15 protein-coding genes are annotated in these 13,445 nt (G+C 72.0%); 10 read left to right on the plus strand and 5 right to left on the minus strand.

Annotated features, from left to right (window positions below; all coding sequences use genetic code 11):
• Entirely contained in the window at positions 1 to 705 is a 705-nt protein-coding gene (locus OHB00_RS22540; RefSeq protein WP_406445947.1) for a TIR domain-containing protein, read from the plus strand.
• A 62-nt stretch (positions 706 to 767) separates the two neighbouring features.
• On the opposite strand, the gene OHB00_RS22545 is transcribed toward OHB00_RS22540, so the two are convergent.
• A complete protein-coding gene (locus OHB00_RS22545) occupies positions 768 to 1,589 on the minus strand; it encodes a macro domain-containing protein (RefSeq protein WP_406436933.1) in 822 nt (273 codons plus the stop codon).
• A gap of 228 nt (positions 1,590 to 1,817) precedes the next feature.
• Between OHB00_RS22545 and OHB00_RS22550 the strand changes: the two genes are divergently transcribed.
• The 6 genes from OHB00_RS22550 to OHB00_RS22575 all read left to right on the plus strand — a co-directional run bounded on the left by OHB00_RS22550 (position 1,818) and on the right by OHB00_RS22575 (position 7,087).
• A complete protein-coding gene (locus OHB00_RS22550; RefSeq protein WP_406436935.1) occupies positions 1,818 to 3,200 on the plus strand; it encodes a macro domain-containing protein in 1,383 nt (460 codons plus the stop codon).
• Positions 3,201 to 3,651: 451 nt separating this feature from the next.
• The gene (locus OHB00_RS22555; RefSeq protein WP_406436937.1) at positions 3,652 to 3,900 is read left to right on the plus strand and encodes a hypothetical protein; all 249 of its coding nucleotides are present in this window, start codon (positions 3,652 to 3,654) and stop codon (positions 3,898 to 3,900) included.
• 11 nt (positions 3,901 to 3,911) lie between these two features.
• Entirely contained in the window at positions 3,912 to 5,102 is a 1,191-nt protein-coding gene (locus OHB00_RS22560; RefSeq protein WP_406436939.1) for a flotillin family protein, read from the plus strand.
• Between the two features lie 241 nt (positions 5,103 to 5,343).
• Entirely contained in the window at positions 5,344 to 5,610 is a 267-nt protein-coding gene (locus tag OHB00_RS22565; protein WP_406436941.1) for a hypothetical protein, read from the plus strand.
• Between the two features lie 10 nt (positions 5,611 to 5,620).
• Entirely contained in the window at positions 5,621 to 5,839 is a 219-nt protein-coding gene (locus OHB00_RS22570; RefSeq protein ID WP_406436943.1) for a hypothetical protein, read from the plus strand.
• A 309-nt stretch (positions 5,840 to 6,148) separates the two neighbouring features.
• Positions 6,149 to 7,087 (plus strand): SPFH domain-containing protein, encoded by a 939-nt coding sequence (locus tag OHB00_RS22575; protein ID WP_406436945.1) that lies wholly within the window; start codon positions 6,149 to 6,151, stop codon positions 7,085 to 7,087.
• Here the strand turns inward: OHB00_RS22575 and OHB00_RS22580 are convergent.
• Positions 7,026 to 8,222: an MFS transporter gene (locus OHB00_RS22580; RefSeq protein WP_406436947.1), complete on the minus strand. Its 1,197-nt coding sequence runs from the start codon at positions 8,220 to 8,222 to the stop codon at positions 7,026 to 7,028. The two genes, OHB00_RS22575 and OHB00_RS22580, sit on opposite strands and share 62 nt — an antisense overlap.
• Before the next feature lie 277 nt (positions 8,223 to 8,499).
• On the opposite strand from OHB00_RS22580, the gene OHB00_RS22585 reads away from it, so the two are divergent.
• From OHB00_RS22585 to OHB00_RS22595, 3 genes are all read left to right on the plus strand, one after another.
• The gene (locus tag OHB00_RS22585) at positions 8,500 to 9,483 is read left to right on the plus strand and encodes an ArsR/SmtB family transcription factor (RefSeq protein WP_406436949.1); all 984 of its coding nucleotides are present in this window, start codon (positions 8,500 to 8,502) and stop codon (positions 9,481 to 9,483) included.
• Between the two features lie 9 nt (positions 9,484 to 9,492).
• A complete protein-coding gene (locus OHB00_RS22590; RefSeq protein WP_406436951.1) occupies positions 9,493 to 9,999 on the plus strand; it encodes a glutathione peroxidase in 507 nt (168 codons plus the stop codon).
• 81 nt (positions 10,000 to 10,080) lie between these two features.
• Complete coding sequence (locus tag OHB00_RS22595) at positions 10,081 to 10,974, plus strand: MerR family transcriptional regulator (protein ID WP_406436953.1); 894 nt, start codon at positions 10,081 to 10,083, stop codon at positions 10,972 to 10,974.
• A gap of 134 nt (positions 10,975 to 11,108) precedes the next feature.
• Here the strand turns inward: OHB00_RS22595 and OHB00_RS22600 are convergent, their stop codons facing one another.
• From OHB00_RS22600 to OHB00_RS22610, 3 genes are all read right to left on the minus strand, one after another.
• Positions 11,109 to 11,300 carry a DUF397 domain-containing protein gene (locus OHB00_RS22600; RefSeq protein WP_406436955.1) on the minus strand — a complete coding sequence of 64 codons (192 nt, stop codon included), beginning with the start codon at positions 11,298 to 11,300 and terminating at the stop codon, positions 11,109 to 11,111.
• 214 nt (positions 11,301 to 11,514) lie between these two features.
• Entirely contained in the window at positions 11,515 to 12,372 is an 858-nt protein-coding gene (locus OHB00_RS22605) for a helix-turn-helix domain-containing protein (RefSeq protein WP_406436957.1), read from the minus strand.
• Positions 12,373 to 12,667: 295 nt separating this feature from the next.
• Positions 12,668 to 13,435 carry a GPP34 family phosphoprotein gene (locus OHB00_RS22610; RefSeq protein WP_406436959.1) on the minus strand — a complete coding sequence of 256 codons (768 nt, stop codon included), beginning with the start codon at positions 13,433 to 13,435 and terminating at the stop codon, positions 12,668 to 12,670.
• Between the last annotated feature and the right edge of the window lie 10 nt (positions 13,436 to 13,445).

Genomic DNA, 13,445 nt, shown 5'->3' on the forward strand with positions numbered 1-13,445 from the left:
ATGAGCCAGGGCCACACCTTCGGCGACAACAACCAGAACGTCTTCGGCGGCCGCAACAGCGGCTTCGGGTACAACGTCCACAACACCCCGCAGCAGGACCAGCGGTCCACCGAGCAGCTGGACGAGCAGGACGCGGCGCGGGCGGCCCAGGCGCGCGCGGAGCACGCCCGCGGGCGCAGCGTCTTCGTCGTGCACGGCCGCGACGAGGAGGTGCGCACGGCGATGTTCGGGCTGCTGCGCCGGCTCGACCTGCGCCCGCTGGAGTGGGAGCGGCTGGTACGGGCCACCGGGGGGACCGCGCCGTTCCTCGGCGAGGTCATCGAGAAGGCGCTGTCCCAGGCGCAGGCGGCGCTCGTGCTGCTCACCCCGGACGACGTCGCCAAGCTCCATCCGCACCTGCTGGGCGACAACGAGCCCCCGTACGAGACCCGGTTGACCGGCCAGCCCCGCCAGAACGTGCTGATCGAGCTCGGCATGGCGCTGATGGCCTACCCGGAGCGGACGATCATCGTGGAAGTCGGCCAGGTGCGGCCGGCCGCGGACCTCGGGGGCCGCAACGTGATCCGCTTCGACGGCTCCGAGACCGCCATCTCGAAGATCGTCGAACGGCTCAAGGGTGCCGAGTGCGACCTCGACGACACCCGGCCGGACTGGCGTGACACCTCGCACTTCGAGAACCTGGCGGCCTACCGCCGACTGGCCTGACGGGCGCCGCACGAAGGGGGCGGGGGCCGTGGGCCTCCGGCCCCCTTACGTGTGCGCGGGCGCTACCGCTCCGGGCCCGACGCCAACGCGCCCAGGAACGCGGCCAGTTCGCGCATGTCGACGCCGTCCAGGTCCTCGGGCCGGACGACCACACGCAGTTCACGGCAGATCGCGCCCTCCCGGGACCGGGCCACGAAGGACATCAGGATCAGCCGGAGCAGGCTGTCCCGGTCGAGGTGGCCGAGCCGTGCCAGCCCGGAGCCGACCAACGGCATGGCCACCCGCTCCAGTTGGGCGTGCACGCGCAGCGAGTCCCACAGTCCGCCCAGGCCCCGCCACAGGTCCTCCACGCCGGAGGAGGCCACGTAGTCGTTGCCGATCCGGCTGTAGGCCACGCCGAACACCAGCCGCGGCCGGGTGCCCAGCACGGCCACCGTGCCGACCGGGTAGCGGTCCAGCTTGCCGAGCGGCTTGTCCGCCCGCTCCTCCCGCGCGACCGGCCCGGCCGGGGCGAGCGCCGCGGCCAGCTCCGCGTCCAGCCGGTGCACCTCGCCGCCGTACCGGCGGTCCAGCAGCTGTGCCTGCACGCTGCCGGCGTTGATGAGCCGGCCGCCGGCCGACAGGGTGTCGAAGGTGTCGCAGAACCCGACGACCAGATGGGCCGGCTGGTCGAACACGTCGCCCGTCTCGACGACCACTGTCATGTCGGGCCGCCGGAACACCTGCCGCACCCGGGTCACCGGACGCGAGCGCAGCAGCCCCCAGCCCAGACAGGCCCCCACCGACAGCCCGACGACCGCGCCGGAGGCGCTGTGCGGCACGAAGGGGCCCACGACCTGGGAGACGGCGGAGAGCCCGCCGAACGCCACCATGGTGTCGCGCACGAAGGCCTGCCGGACGCGCCGGGTGCCCCGTGGCAGCCGCGGGCGGGGAAGGGCGCGCGGGAGGGGGCGGAGGGGACGGAGGATACGTGGCCGGAAGGCGTCGGGTGGCCGTATCGGGTCCAGCCCGGCGGAATCACCCGAACTCATGGATTCCCCAAGGCATCATGATAATCTTTCAGTCACTGGGGCTGACGCAGAGTGATGCTGAACCGCCGGGGGGCGACGCGGATGGCCGGTGGGAGAGCACGTATCCGGGTGCAGGTGCTGGGCCCGGTCCAGCTCGAAGTCGACGGGGTCCCGGTCCGGTTGACACCCCTGACGACGCGGCTGCTGGTCCGTCTGGTGGCGGCCGAGGGCGAGGCGGTGCCGGTACGGCAGCTGCGCCGCGACGTGTGGGGCCTCGCGGACGAGCCCCGCCACCTGGACCAGCGCAACCGCAACGAGGTCCAGAAACGGGTCCTGGAGCTGCGGCGGGCGCTGGCCCCCGGCCAGGACAGCGCGGGCACGCACATCCTGCGTACCGAGCAGCAGGTCACCGTGCAGGGCCCGGAGACCGCCTACCGCCTGGTGCTGCGGCCCGAGGAGCTGGACAGCGCGCGGTTCACCGCGATCGTCGGCGAGGCCCTGCTCGCACCGCCGGCCACCGCCGCGCACCGGCTGGCCGAGGCGCTGTCCCTGGTGCGCGGCCGACCGCTGGCCGAGGTCGACGGCGAGGGATTCGCGGTGCCTTCCGTACGCCGCCTGACCACCCTCCTGGACACCGCCCGTCGTGAACTGGTCCGCGTGCAGACCGATCTGGGGCGGCCCGAACTCGCCCTGCCGGTCGCCGAACTGATCACCCACGAGCATCCCGACGACGTCGAGGCCGCGCGTGTCCTCGACGCGCTGCGCGCGGAGCTGCGCGCCCGGCACGGTGCCGAACTGCTCAGGCACCGGGTGCCGTTGCCCGGTCAGCGGGCGGATGTGGTGCTGGTCCGCGGTGACTTGTTCGACCAGGTGGACGCCAACCTGGTGATCGGGTTCGCCGACACCTTCGACACGGAGACCGCCGAGGATCTGGTGATCAGCCGGGAGAGCCTGCAGAGCCAGCTCGTCGACCGGCTGTTCGCCGGGCGGCGGCGCCTGCTGGACGACCGGCTGCGGGCGGGGCTGCGCACGGTGAAGGCGGCGGGCACCGAGACCGTACGGACCAAGCCGCTGGGCCGGCGGGTCCGTTATCCGGTGGGTACGACCGTGATGGTGCCGGTCGAGGGCCGGCGGGTGTTCGCCACGGCCTATTCGCGGCTGGGCAACGACCTGGTGGCCCGGTCCAACCACGCCGACCTGCGGCTGAGCCTGGAGAACCTGTGGGCCTCGGTGGCGGTGCACGGCCAGTTCAAGCCGGTCGCCGTCCCGCTGATCGGCTCCGGGCTGGCCCGGATCACCGACCTGGACCGGGGCCAGCTGGCCGCCCTGATCGTGGACTCCTTCATCGACGCCTGCCGCCGCCATCCCGCCCTGACCCCCGAGCTCCGGATCGTCATCCTGCCCCAGGAGCTGGCCCGCACCGACCTGGCCCCGGTGGAGCAGCGCTTCGAGGACCTGGTGCTCGGGCTGCGCGCGGCGGACTGACGGCGCCACCGGCGGCGAAGGCGAGGCCGGGCGGAGGCCCGGACGTGTCCCCCGGGCCGGCGGGCTGCTCCGCATCTGACCGTTCCCCCTTCGCGGCACCACCCCGCCGGCCGCGTCTCGCGCCGCTTCGCCCGGCCTCACCGCTGTCCACGAGACCATCCCGGCCGCTTCCGCGGGCACCCGCCAACCGCTTCCGATCCGATTCCGACCCGCTTTGCCCCCTCAGTGCTCGCTCACGAACCACCGCGCATGGGCGGTACATCGCGCTCACCATGCGGGCAATTGCGCATGTCCTGACATCATTTGCACCGTATCGCCGTTCATGTCGCGCCGCTTGCCGGGGATCCCCTGCCCGGTGTCGGGGCAGGACGGTCCCTCTCGGCCGTTGGGTCCTGCACGGAACAGGTCTATCGTCGGAATCACGAGGCCAGGACGAGGAGGACGGCCGGTGATGCCGCAGGACGAGGCCGTGATCGGCTGCACGGGGAAGGTGCTCATCGGAACGCGCGGTTCCGTCGGCCCCGGCGAGGTCCTGGTGCGGGTCAGAGGCGGCTCGGAGACATTCCTCGCCTGGTCGGAGGAGCCCCTGCCCGTCGGCGCGACGGTGCTCGTGATCGAATCACGGGGATGCCGCGAGGTCGGCGTCATCGAGTGGGTGGATCCATTGGACGCGCTCGGCGACAGCGCCGAGGCCGGCTGAGGAGTACAGGAATGTTCGGATACCGCGTACCCGCTCCCGACGAGGCGATGCTGATCTCGGGGGGCAGGCGGGGACTGGGGGGCGCGCCGTTCCGAGTGGTCACGGGGCACGGGAAGTTCGTGCTGCCGGTCTTCCGGAAGGTCCGGTTCCTCACACTGTCCATGTGTGAGTCCGAGGTCACCGAGACCTGTGTGACCAGGCAGGGCATCGCGCTGCACGTCCGCGCGGTCATCGCCTTCAAGGTCGGCAACGACCACGAGAGCATCATCAACGCGGGCCAGCGGTTCCTCTCCGACCAGGAGCAGATGTCGGTGCTCACCGGCCGGATCTTCGCCGGTCACCTGCGCGCGATCATCGGCTCGATGACGGTCGAGGAGATCGTCACCGAGCGGCAGAAGCTCGCCGCGGAGGTGCTGGACACCTCGAAGACGGAGATGGCGAAGATCGGCCTGATCGTCGACTCGCTCCAGATCCAGTCCATCGACGACGGCGACACCGGCTACATCGACGCGATGTCCGCCCCCCACAAGGCGGCCATCCAGCGGCAGGCGCAGATCGCCCAGGCGCAGGCCACCCAGGCCTCGGCCGAGGCGGAACAGGCGGCGGCCCGCAAGCAGGCCGAGTACGCCCGGCAGACCGCCGTCGTCAAGGCCGAGTACTCGGCCGAGGTCGACCGCGCCCAGGCGCAGGCCGGGCAGGCCGGACCGCTGGCGCAGGCGCACGCCCAGCAGGAGGTGCTCGCCGCCCAGACGGAGCTGGCCCAGCGCCAGGCCAAGCTGCGCCAGCAGCAGCTGGTGGCCGAGGTCGTGAAGCCCGCCGAGGCCGAGGCCGAGCGGGTCAGGATCCTCGCGGCCGCCGAGGCGCAGCGGATGAAGATCCAGGCGGAGGCGGCGGCCTCGTACGACCGCGTCGCGCTCGACCGGATGCTGATCGACCAGCTTCCCCAGATCGTCAAGGAGGCCGCCGGCGGCCTCGCCGGTGCCAACGTCAACGTCCTCAACGGCGCGGACGGCCTCGGCGAGATCGCCGCGGGCCTGGTGTCCCAGGGGCTGACGATCCTCGACTCGGTCCGGCAGAACCTGAGCAGCCAGGACTCCGACGGCCGCCGCTCCGGGGAGAGCGAGAGCAACGGCAGCAGCCTGCTCCAGCTCCCCACCAGCAAGGGCCGCAAGTCGGACGACGGCCCGGTGGACGTCGACTAGGCGTCCGCCGGAAGTGCCGCGCCAGGCCGCCTGCCGACTGCGGGCGCCGTCGTGGCTGGTCGCGCCCAGGCGGCGGAGCCGCATATTGATACCGCCCCGCGTCCCTTCGGGGGCGCCGCCGTTGCCCGGACCGGCGCGCCCACCCCCGGCGGGGGCGGGCGCGCCGGTCCTGTTCATGTGGTGCCGGGCGGGGGCTCTGCTTCGATGGACTCGAAAATCGAACACATGATTGAATTTGGTCATGCGATCGTTTCCCGCGGACCTGGCCCGGGCGCAGCAGGAGTGGAGCGCCACCTACCGGCAGCTCGCCGAGCGGCCCGGGCGTACCGAGTTGCGCCGGCGGCTGTACCGGCTGTCGGCCGAGGTGTTCTTCCATCCCTACTGGCAGGAACGGCGCCCGGCCCCCGCCGCCTGGTGGGAGCTGCGGAGCCTGGGCCGGTCGGACGGGGCAGGGAACTGGGAGGTCCGGGATGACGGGCTGGAGTGCGGGACCGTACGTCCCGGATGATCCTGAAGGCATGGCCGGACCGATACGAGTGATCGTGCATCCGCCGTCGCCGACGGGTGGCCGGCGGGTACGCGTGGACGGCGAGATCCTCGGGCTGGCGCACAACGTGACCGACGTCGCCGAGTTCCTGCGCCGGGCCGGGCTGGAGATCGACCCGGCGGATGTCGCGGCGGCGCCGTGGATCGACTGGCGGGGTGGGGGGCCGGAGTGGTGGGGGCCGGATCTGTGACCGGAGACGCGCGAGGCCCGTCCGGTGTGGACGGGCCTCGGGATGGAGCGCCGGGCAGGCCTTGCACCTGCATCTCCCCGCAGGAAGCGGGACGTCTTTCCTTGGACCACCAACGCAGTACCGGACGACCTCGGTTGGGCCGGCCAGCTCTGGATTGATCATAGCCCATGCGGGTGGGGCGGCCGGCGCCCGGTGCACCGGTTTTCTTTACGCACTCCTGACGCGGCAACCGCATCCCGGGACGGCCGGGACGTGTCCTCATCCTTGTCCGGTTTCTTGTCCGGATCACGTCGAGAATGGAGTGTGCCCATGGACGGCGCCGTTGTAGGGGTCGTACTGGCGGTCGTGCTGGCCCTGCTCGTGCTGCGCAGCGGGATGCGGGTGGTCAACCAGGTCGAGCGTGGGGTCGTGTTCCGCTTGGGCAGGGCGCTGCCGGACATGCGGCGGCCGGGGATCACCTTCCTCATCCCCTTCGCCGACCGGATGCGCAAGGTGAACGTGCAGGTGGTCACCATGCCGGTGCCCACGCAGGAGGGCATCACCAAGGACAACGTGTCGGTGAAGGTGGACGCCGTCGTCTACTTCCGGGTCACCGACCCGGTCCGCGCCGCCATCGAGGTGCAGGACTACGTCTTCGCCGTCGGCCAGGTCGCCCAGTCCTCGCTCCGCTCCATCATCGGCAAGAGCGACCTGGACGACCTGCTGACCGACCGGGAGCGGCTGCACGAGGGGCTCGCCCTGATGATCGACAGCCCGGCCGCGGAGTGGGGCATCCACATCGACCGCGTCGAGATCAAGGACGTACAGCTCCCGGAGTCGCTGAAGCGGTCCATGTCCCGGCAGGCGGAGGCCGAGCGGGAGCGGCGGGCCCGGGTCATCACGGCGGACGGTGAGTTCCAGGCCGCGCAGCAGCTCGCCAACGCCTCCCGGATCATGTCGGAGACCCCGGAGGCGATGCAGCTGCGCCTCCTGCAGACGGTCGTCGAGGTCGCCGCCGAGAAGAACTCCACGCTCGTCATGCCCTTCCCGGTGGAGTTGCTGCGCTACTTCGAGCGGGCGACCAAGCGGCTCGACCAGGAGGTCGAGAAGAACGAGCGGGAGGCGGCCGACGAGCCGGGCGCGGGGCTGAAGGCCGGGATCGAGCAGATCGCCGCCGTCGCCGACAAGTTCGGGCCGGCCGCCGAGCTCACGGCTTCGCCGGAGCCGGAGCAGGTGCCGGAAGCCGCCGCTCCCGTCGAGCGGCCGTAGCGAGCGACAGCGTCACCGCGAGGGACGCTGCCGCGACGAGCGTCATCGCGCGGGCGGGCGAGGTGAGTTGGGCCACCGAACCCGCCAGCGTGGCGCCCACGCCCTGCATGGTCAGCATGCCGGCCGAGTGCAATCCGAGGGCGTGGCCGCTGAGTTCGTCCGGGGTGAGGGACATCAGCCGCTCCTGCAGGACCAGGCTCGCGGCGAAGCCGACCGCGGCGAGGGTCATACAGGCCGCGGCGAGCGCGACCGGCGGACGCAGCGCGAACACCAGGTACGGCGCGGCCAGCAGCAGCCGCAGCGGGATGTCCAGCCGGGGCCGCAGCGCGGGCGGCACCAACCGGCCGACGGCCACGTCACCGGCGAACATGCCCAGCGCCCCGCAGGCGAACAGGGCACCGGCGGCGTGCGGATCGTAGGCGACGTAGAGGGATTCGCAGCCGACGACGAGCCCGTTGGGCACCCACAGGCCCAGGTAGGTGAGGCGGCGGGGCCGGGAGGACCACAGGAAGGCGTTGGTGCGCCAGGTCGCCGCGACCGACGGGCGGCCCGCGGCGCGCGGCGGCCGGGCGGTCAGGCCGAGGCGGGTGCCGAGGGCCGACGCGGTGTAGAGGGCGGCCGCCAGCAGCAGGCAGGAGCGCGGGGACAGGACTGTCAGCAGGGCGCCGCCCGTCGCGAAGCCGATGACCTGCATCAGTCCGTTGGCCATGTTGAACACCGAACGGCCCAGCACATAGCCGTCCTTGGACAGGATCTCGTTGAGCAGCCCGCCGCGCACTCCGCCGCCCAGCGAGGCGACCAGCCCCTGGAGGACGACGACGCCGAAGACGGCGGCGACCGGCAGGCCGGGCAGCGCCAGGGCCGCCGTGACGGCCGCGTAGGCGAAGCTCATGCCGGTGAGGGTGGCGCGCGGCGGCAGCCGGTCGGCGCCGGAGAGCAGGAACGTGGCGCCGAGGACCTGCGCGAGCTGCGGTCCGAACATGCTCACCGAGGACAGCAGGGGTGAGCCGGTGAGCCGGTAGACCATCGTGCCGAGGGCCAGGGCGCTGATCGTCTGGGCCGCGGAGTAGGCGGCGAAGGTGAGTAAGAACGGGGTGAATTCCGGGGTGCGGAAGAGCTCGCGGTAGCTGCGCATGCAGGGAGTCTCGAAGCGCGGGGCACGCGGTCGTTAATGTTTCGCACAGACGCGAAAGCACACGCACCGGCAGACGTGGAACAGGCACGGAAGTGAGCACGCGAGCAGGCACGCAAACCGGACACGGAAGCGGGCACGGAAGCCGGACACGGAAGCCGGACACGGAAGCTGGCACGCAAGCCGGACACGGAAGCGGGCACGCACCGGGCACGGAAGCGGGCGTGCGAGACGGGCACGGAAGCGGGCGTGCGGGGCAGGCACGGGAAGGGGCGGTCTCATGGGCTGGTGGCTGGTCAACGCCGACACCCTCGCGCGCAGCCGGTTCGTGCTCTCGCCGTTCGCCGAGACCTTCGCGGCCCTGAAGCTGCTGCATGCCGGGGCCGGCGCCCACCCGGGCGAGGAGGCCTGGCTGCGCGCGCACCTCCCGGGCTACCGCGCGCGCCTCACGGCCGACCCGGTGACCGCGCGGCTGGTCCGCGCCGGGCTCGGCAGGGCCTGGATCGCCGACTTCCTGTCGCCCGCCCCGTGCGAGGGACAGACCGTCGCGGACGCGGTGGCCGTGGTGCGCGCCACCGATCCCCGGCAGGCCCGCGCCCATCTGCGGGTCTCCCTGGCCGGGCCGCTGCCGGCCGTCCTGGACCGCGACGACCTGCCCGAGCGGGCGGCCGCGCTGCTGGAGTACGTCTGGACCGAGACCGTACGACCGGACTGGGACCGGCGCCGGCGGATCCTGGCGGCGGACGTGGCCGCCCGGACCGCGCGGGCGAGCCAGGCGGGCTGGGCGGCCGTGCTGGACTCGCTGAAGCCCGGCCAGACCCGCTGGCTCGGCGGCAACCGGCTCCAGGTGAACATGCACGAGTACCCGCCCCGCGAGATCTCCGGCGCCGACCTCCTCCTCGTCCCGGTCACCCCGCAGCGCGGCTGGGTCTCCTGGCAGGAACCGGACCGGTACGCGCTGATCTACCCGTGCGCCGGGGCCCTCACCGACCCTGCCGAGCGGGCGGTTCCGGCCGCTCTGGAGGCGCTGCTGGGGGCCGCCCGGGCCGGGGTCCTGGTCCTGCTGGACGCCCCGCTGAGCACCACCCATCTCACGGCGGTGACCGGGCAGGGCCTGGGGTCGGTCGGCCGGCATCTGCGGGTGCTGCTGGATGCCGGGCTGGTGGAGCGGCGGCGGGCCGGGCGGTCGGTGCTGTACGCGCGGACGGCGGCCGGGGACGTGCTGGTCGAGGCCGGAACCCGGACCGTCACCCGGCGGAGTTAGCATCCGGCTATGACGACTACTGAGAACAACGGGTCCGTGCTCGACGTGGAGATCGGTGCGCTGCGGGGCGGCTCGGCCGACCTGCCGGGCTACGGCGGCAAGGCCGTGCTCATTGTCAACGTGGCCTCCAAGTGCGGTCTGACCCCGCAGTACAACGGCCTGGAGAAGCTCCAGGAGCGGTACGCGGCGCAGGGCTTCACCGTGCTCGGGGTGCCCTGCAACCAGTTCCTGGGCCAGGAGCCCGGCAGCGCCGAGGAGATCGCCGAGTTCTGCTCGGCGACGTACGGCGTGACCTTCCCGATGACCGAGAAGGTCGAGGTGAACGGGGAGGGCCGGCACCCGCTCTACGAGCGTCTGGTCGGGTTCGCCGACGGCGAGGGGCACACCGGGGACATCCGCTGGAACTTCGAGAAGTTCCTGATCGGCCGGGACGGACAGGTCGTCGCCCGGTTCGCACCGCAGACCGAGCCGGAGTCGGCGGAGGTCGTGGCCGCGGTGGAGGCCGCCCTCGCCTGAGCCGGGTTCCCGTCGCCCCGGGTTGACCTTGCCCCCGGGGCAGGGACGAGCCTCCTGGTCACCGGGCGGAACGTCCGCCCGGTGACGGAGGATGTGGCCGTGGAGGACGCCGTGGAAGAGGAGCTGCTCACGATCGGCGCCTTCGCCGCGCGGTCCCGGCTCTCGGCGAAGGCCCTGCGCCGCTACGACCGGCTTGGGCTGCTGGCCCCGGCGCACGTCGACGAGGTGACCGGCTACCGCTACTACCGCGCCGGCCAGGTGGAGCGCGCCCGGCTGGTGGCGCTGCTGCGCCAGCTGGACATGCCGCTGGCCCGGATCGCCGAGGTGGTCGAGGCGGCGGAGGCGGCGGACGGTGACACGGCCGCCGGGCTGCTGGCCGGCTACTGGGCGGACGTCGAGGCACGGGTCGCCGGGCAGCGGACGCTCGCCGCATACCTCCGTGGACGGCTGTCCGGAGGGAGTTCGCAGATGTACGAGACGTTCGCGGTGGAGACGGTCGAGGTGCCGGCCCAGGTGGTGATCACCGAGAGGCGGCACACGCTGGCGGACGAGCTGCCGTCCTGGATCGGCGCCTCGCTGGGCCGTCTGGAGGCGGCGGCGCGGGAGTGCGGGGGTGTGGCCGGGGCGCCGTTCGTCGTGTACCACGCCGAGGTGTCCATGGAGAGCGACGGGCCGGCCGAGGCCTGTGTGCCGGTGGCGGACGAGGCGGCGGCCCGGGCCTGGGCCGAGCGGCACGGGCGGCCCTGGGAGACGGCGGTGCGCGTCGAGCCGGCGCGCACGCTGGCGTACACGCGGATCAGCAAGGCGCAGGTGGCGCATCCGCAGATCCTGGCGGCCTTCGAGGCGGTGGAGCGGTGGATCGCCGGGCGGGCGGGTCTGGCGTACGACGGCCCGTGCCGGGAGGTCTACTTCGCGGACTGGGACGCGGCCGGGCCGGAGGACCCGGTGTGCGATGTCGCGTTCCCCGTGCGGTGACGACCCGTCAAGTGGTTGGTGGGCACAAGCCGAGCCCCCTCGGCAAGGACGGCGGGCTGGTCGAGAGGGCTCTGGGTGACGCTTGTGCAGTTGTTTTCGTCGGGAGCGTGAAGCGGTGGGTCAGCGAATGCCCCCTACGCCTTGACCGAGTCCACGAAGGTGTTCCACGCGCCGGCCGGGAACGCGAGGACCGGGCCCTCCTCGACCTTGGAGTCGCGTACGGCGAGTCCCGCAGTCGTCGGCGACTTGACCTCGACGCACGCCCCGTTCCCTGCGGAATAGGAGGACTTCGTCCACGTCTCCGTGGCGCCCTGAAGCAGTGCCATGTCCACTCCTGTAGCGAGTTGCTGTGGTGCTTGATGTAGTGCGAATCACGCCAACCTTTCTGACCGGTTGGCGTGATCGACGCTACTAGCCAACTTCCTCGCCTGGAGTACCCGTTCACTCGTCCGGATGGCATATTCCAGAGGAGACTTCCATGGGAGCGTTACGCCGGTGTAAGATCCGGCGCCCTCCGTCGGGGAGGGCGTCCGGGCCGGCTCAGCGGGCGTACTCCTTCGCCGCGTCGGCGATGAACTGCCGGGACTGCTCGACGTTCAGCGACTGGGCGCGCAGGTGCTCGTACATCACCGCGTACTTCTGCACGTCGTGGGCCTTCTCCAGGTAGAGGTCGCTGGTCACGCCCTCCAGGTAGACGACGCTGGAGTCGGCCGCGTCGGCGAACTCCAGGATCGCGTACTGGCCGTTGAGGCCGGGATGGGCGCCGCACTCGAAGGGCAGCACCTGGACGGTGATGTGCGGCTGCTGGGACATCTCCATGAGGTACTCCAGCTGCTCGCGCATCACGAGCCTGCTGCCGACGAGCCGGCGCAGCGCGGCCTCGTCGAGCACCACCCAGAGCCGAAGGGGGTTGTGTTCGGCGGTGATACGTTCCTGTCGCCGCATCCGGACCTGGACCCGCTTCTCGATGTCGGCGGCGGAGGTCTCCGGCAACGCGCCCTGCACCAGGGCCTCGGCGTACGCCCGGGTCTGCAACAGCCCGGTGACCAGCTGGGGTTCGTACACCCGCAGCGACTCGGCGTCCGTCTCCAGACCGATGTAGACGCTGTACGGGATGTCGCCGAACGCATGCCACCAGCCTTGCTGGCGCGAATCCCGGGCCATCTCCATCAGGGACTCGACGACCCGCTGGTCCTCGACCTCGTACACCCCGCACAGGTCGCGGACGTCGCGCTGGCTGATGCTCCGGCGCCCGTTCTCCAGCCGGCTGATCTTCGACTGCGAAACGAGCAACCGCTCCGCCACTTCCTCCGCCGTCATGCCCTTGAGCTCGCGGAGCCTGCGCAGCTCCTGGCCCAGCCGGCGTCGCCTGACGGTGGGATTGACATTGGACGCCACGGGACGTGCACCTCCGGCTGCCTGCCTGTAACTACCACTTTGCGTATCTGCTGTTGAGCAGACTGCCACCAAGGGACTTCCTACCGCTGGGAAACAGCGGATATGCGGCGCGTACGCGTCAGTTCGGGCACGTTCCGGATGCGACGGGGCGCAGGGGGACGAACACAGCCGAGCGGGGCGGCCAGGCGCGTACCGTGCGCCGTGCCGCCCCGCTCGGACCAGCGGCTCCCGAACCGGGTCTCAGGGGTGCTGCGTCGCCGGCTGACGCCGGCTGTTGCTGCCGTGGAACTGCGGCTCAGTGCACCACGGCACGCGCCATCGCGCCCGCGCCTCGGCGCGGTTGCATCGGAACACCGCGCGCGGGTTCCGGCGCGGCGGGCCTGGCGCCCGGTCCGGCCTGCCGGCCGGCCGGTGCGGCCGGGTTGCGGCGTGGCTGGGCGGCCGCGCCGTTCTGCACGTCCATGACGGCGTGGGCCACGAGCCCGCCCATCGGGTCGTGCCGGATCAGGTCCCGCAGCCGGGAACGCGAGGAACGGCCCTCGTTACCCGGGTACAGGTGCTTGCCCAGACCGACCGCGTGGGCCAGGGCGGCGAGCGCAGCGGTCCGCGGGTCCGGTGGTACGCCGGTGCGGATCGCCGAATCCAGCCGGCCACGGATCTCCCGGGTGACGGCGTTGTCCGTCGCCTGGTAGCGAGTGGTCGGCAGAACCCCGCACATCTGACCCGCCACGGCGGCGACCATGCCGCACCGTTCCAGATGCGCGAGATAGATCTGGCGAAGGCCGAGACGTGGCCCGCCGATCCAGTGCACAGCCCGTACGGGAGCGCCGCGCCTTCGCAGCAACTCCAACGCACAGTCCAAAGTCGGATCTCCAGTCGGCCGTGGCTGCACCACGGCGATACGATCCCCGTCTGGGGCTATCCGTCCGGCCAGCGCCAGCTCTACTAGCTGTGCTCCGGCCAGACCGAGGTCGAGCGACTGCGGCTGTGCAGTGGTACCCGTGGCCGGGTCCAATGCCAGCAGCAGAAGCTCCTCCGGAAGTGTTCTGCGGCTCCTGCCCATCCATGCCTCC

The organism is Streptomyces sp. NBC_00631, from assembly GCF_045206895.1.
In the GTDB taxonomy this organism is placed as follows: domain Bacteria; phylum Actinomycetota; class Actinomycetes; order Streptomycetales; family Streptomycetaceae; genus Streptomyces.

Excerpts from the sequence above, each read along its gene's own strand:
- OHB00_RS22575 (WP_406436945.1), top strand. The coding sequence starts at position 6,149 with ATGGACGGCGCCGTTGTAGGGGTCGTACTGGCGGTCGTGCTGGCCCTG.
- OHB00_RS22580 (WP_406436947.1), bottom strand. The coding sequence starts at position 8,222 with ATGCGCAGCTACCGCGAGCTCTTCCGCACCCCGGAATTCACCCCGTTC.
- OHB00_RS22555 (WP_406436937.1), top strand. The coding sequence starts at position 3,652 with ATGCCGCAGGACGAGGCCGTGATCGGCTGCACGGGGAAGGTGCTCATC.
- OHB00_RS22610 (WP_406436959.1), bottom strand. The coding sequence starts at position 13,435 with ATGGGCAGGAGCCGCAGAACACTTCCGGAGGAGCTTCTGCTGCTGGCA.
- OHB00_RS22590 (WP_406436951.1), top strand. The coding sequence starts at position 9,493 with ATGACGACTACTGAGAACAACGGGTCCGTGCTCGACGTGGAGATCGGT.
- OHB00_RS22565 (WP_406436941.1), top strand. The coding sequence starts at position 5,344 with ATGCGATCGTTTCCCGCGGACCTGGCCCGGGCGCAGCAGGAGTGGAGC.
- OHB00_RS22585 (WP_406436949.1), top strand. The coding sequence starts at position 8,500 with ATGGGCTGGTGGCTGGTCAACGCCGACACCCTCGCGCGCAGCCGGTTC.
- OHB00_RS22550 (WP_406436935.1), top strand. The coding sequence starts at position 1,818 with ATGGCCGGTGGGAGAGCACGTATCCGGGTGCAGGTGCTGGGCCCGGTC.
- OHB00_RS22600 (WP_406436955.1), bottom strand. The coding sequence starts at position 11,300 with ATGGCACTGCTTCAGGGCGCCACGGAGACGTGGACGAAGTCCTCCTAT.
- OHB00_RS22560 (WP_406436939.1), top strand. The coding sequence starts at position 3,912 with ATGTTCGGATACCGCGTACCCGCTCCCGACGAGGCGATGCTGATCTCG.
- OHB00_RS22570 (WP_406436943.1), top strand. The coding sequence starts at position 5,621 with ATGGCCGGACCGATACGAGTGATCGTGCATCCGCCGTCGCCGACGGGT.
- OHB00_RS22540 (WP_406445947.1), top strand. The coding sequence starts at position 1 with ATGAGCCAGGGCCACACCTTCGGCGACAACAACCAGAACGTCTTCGGC.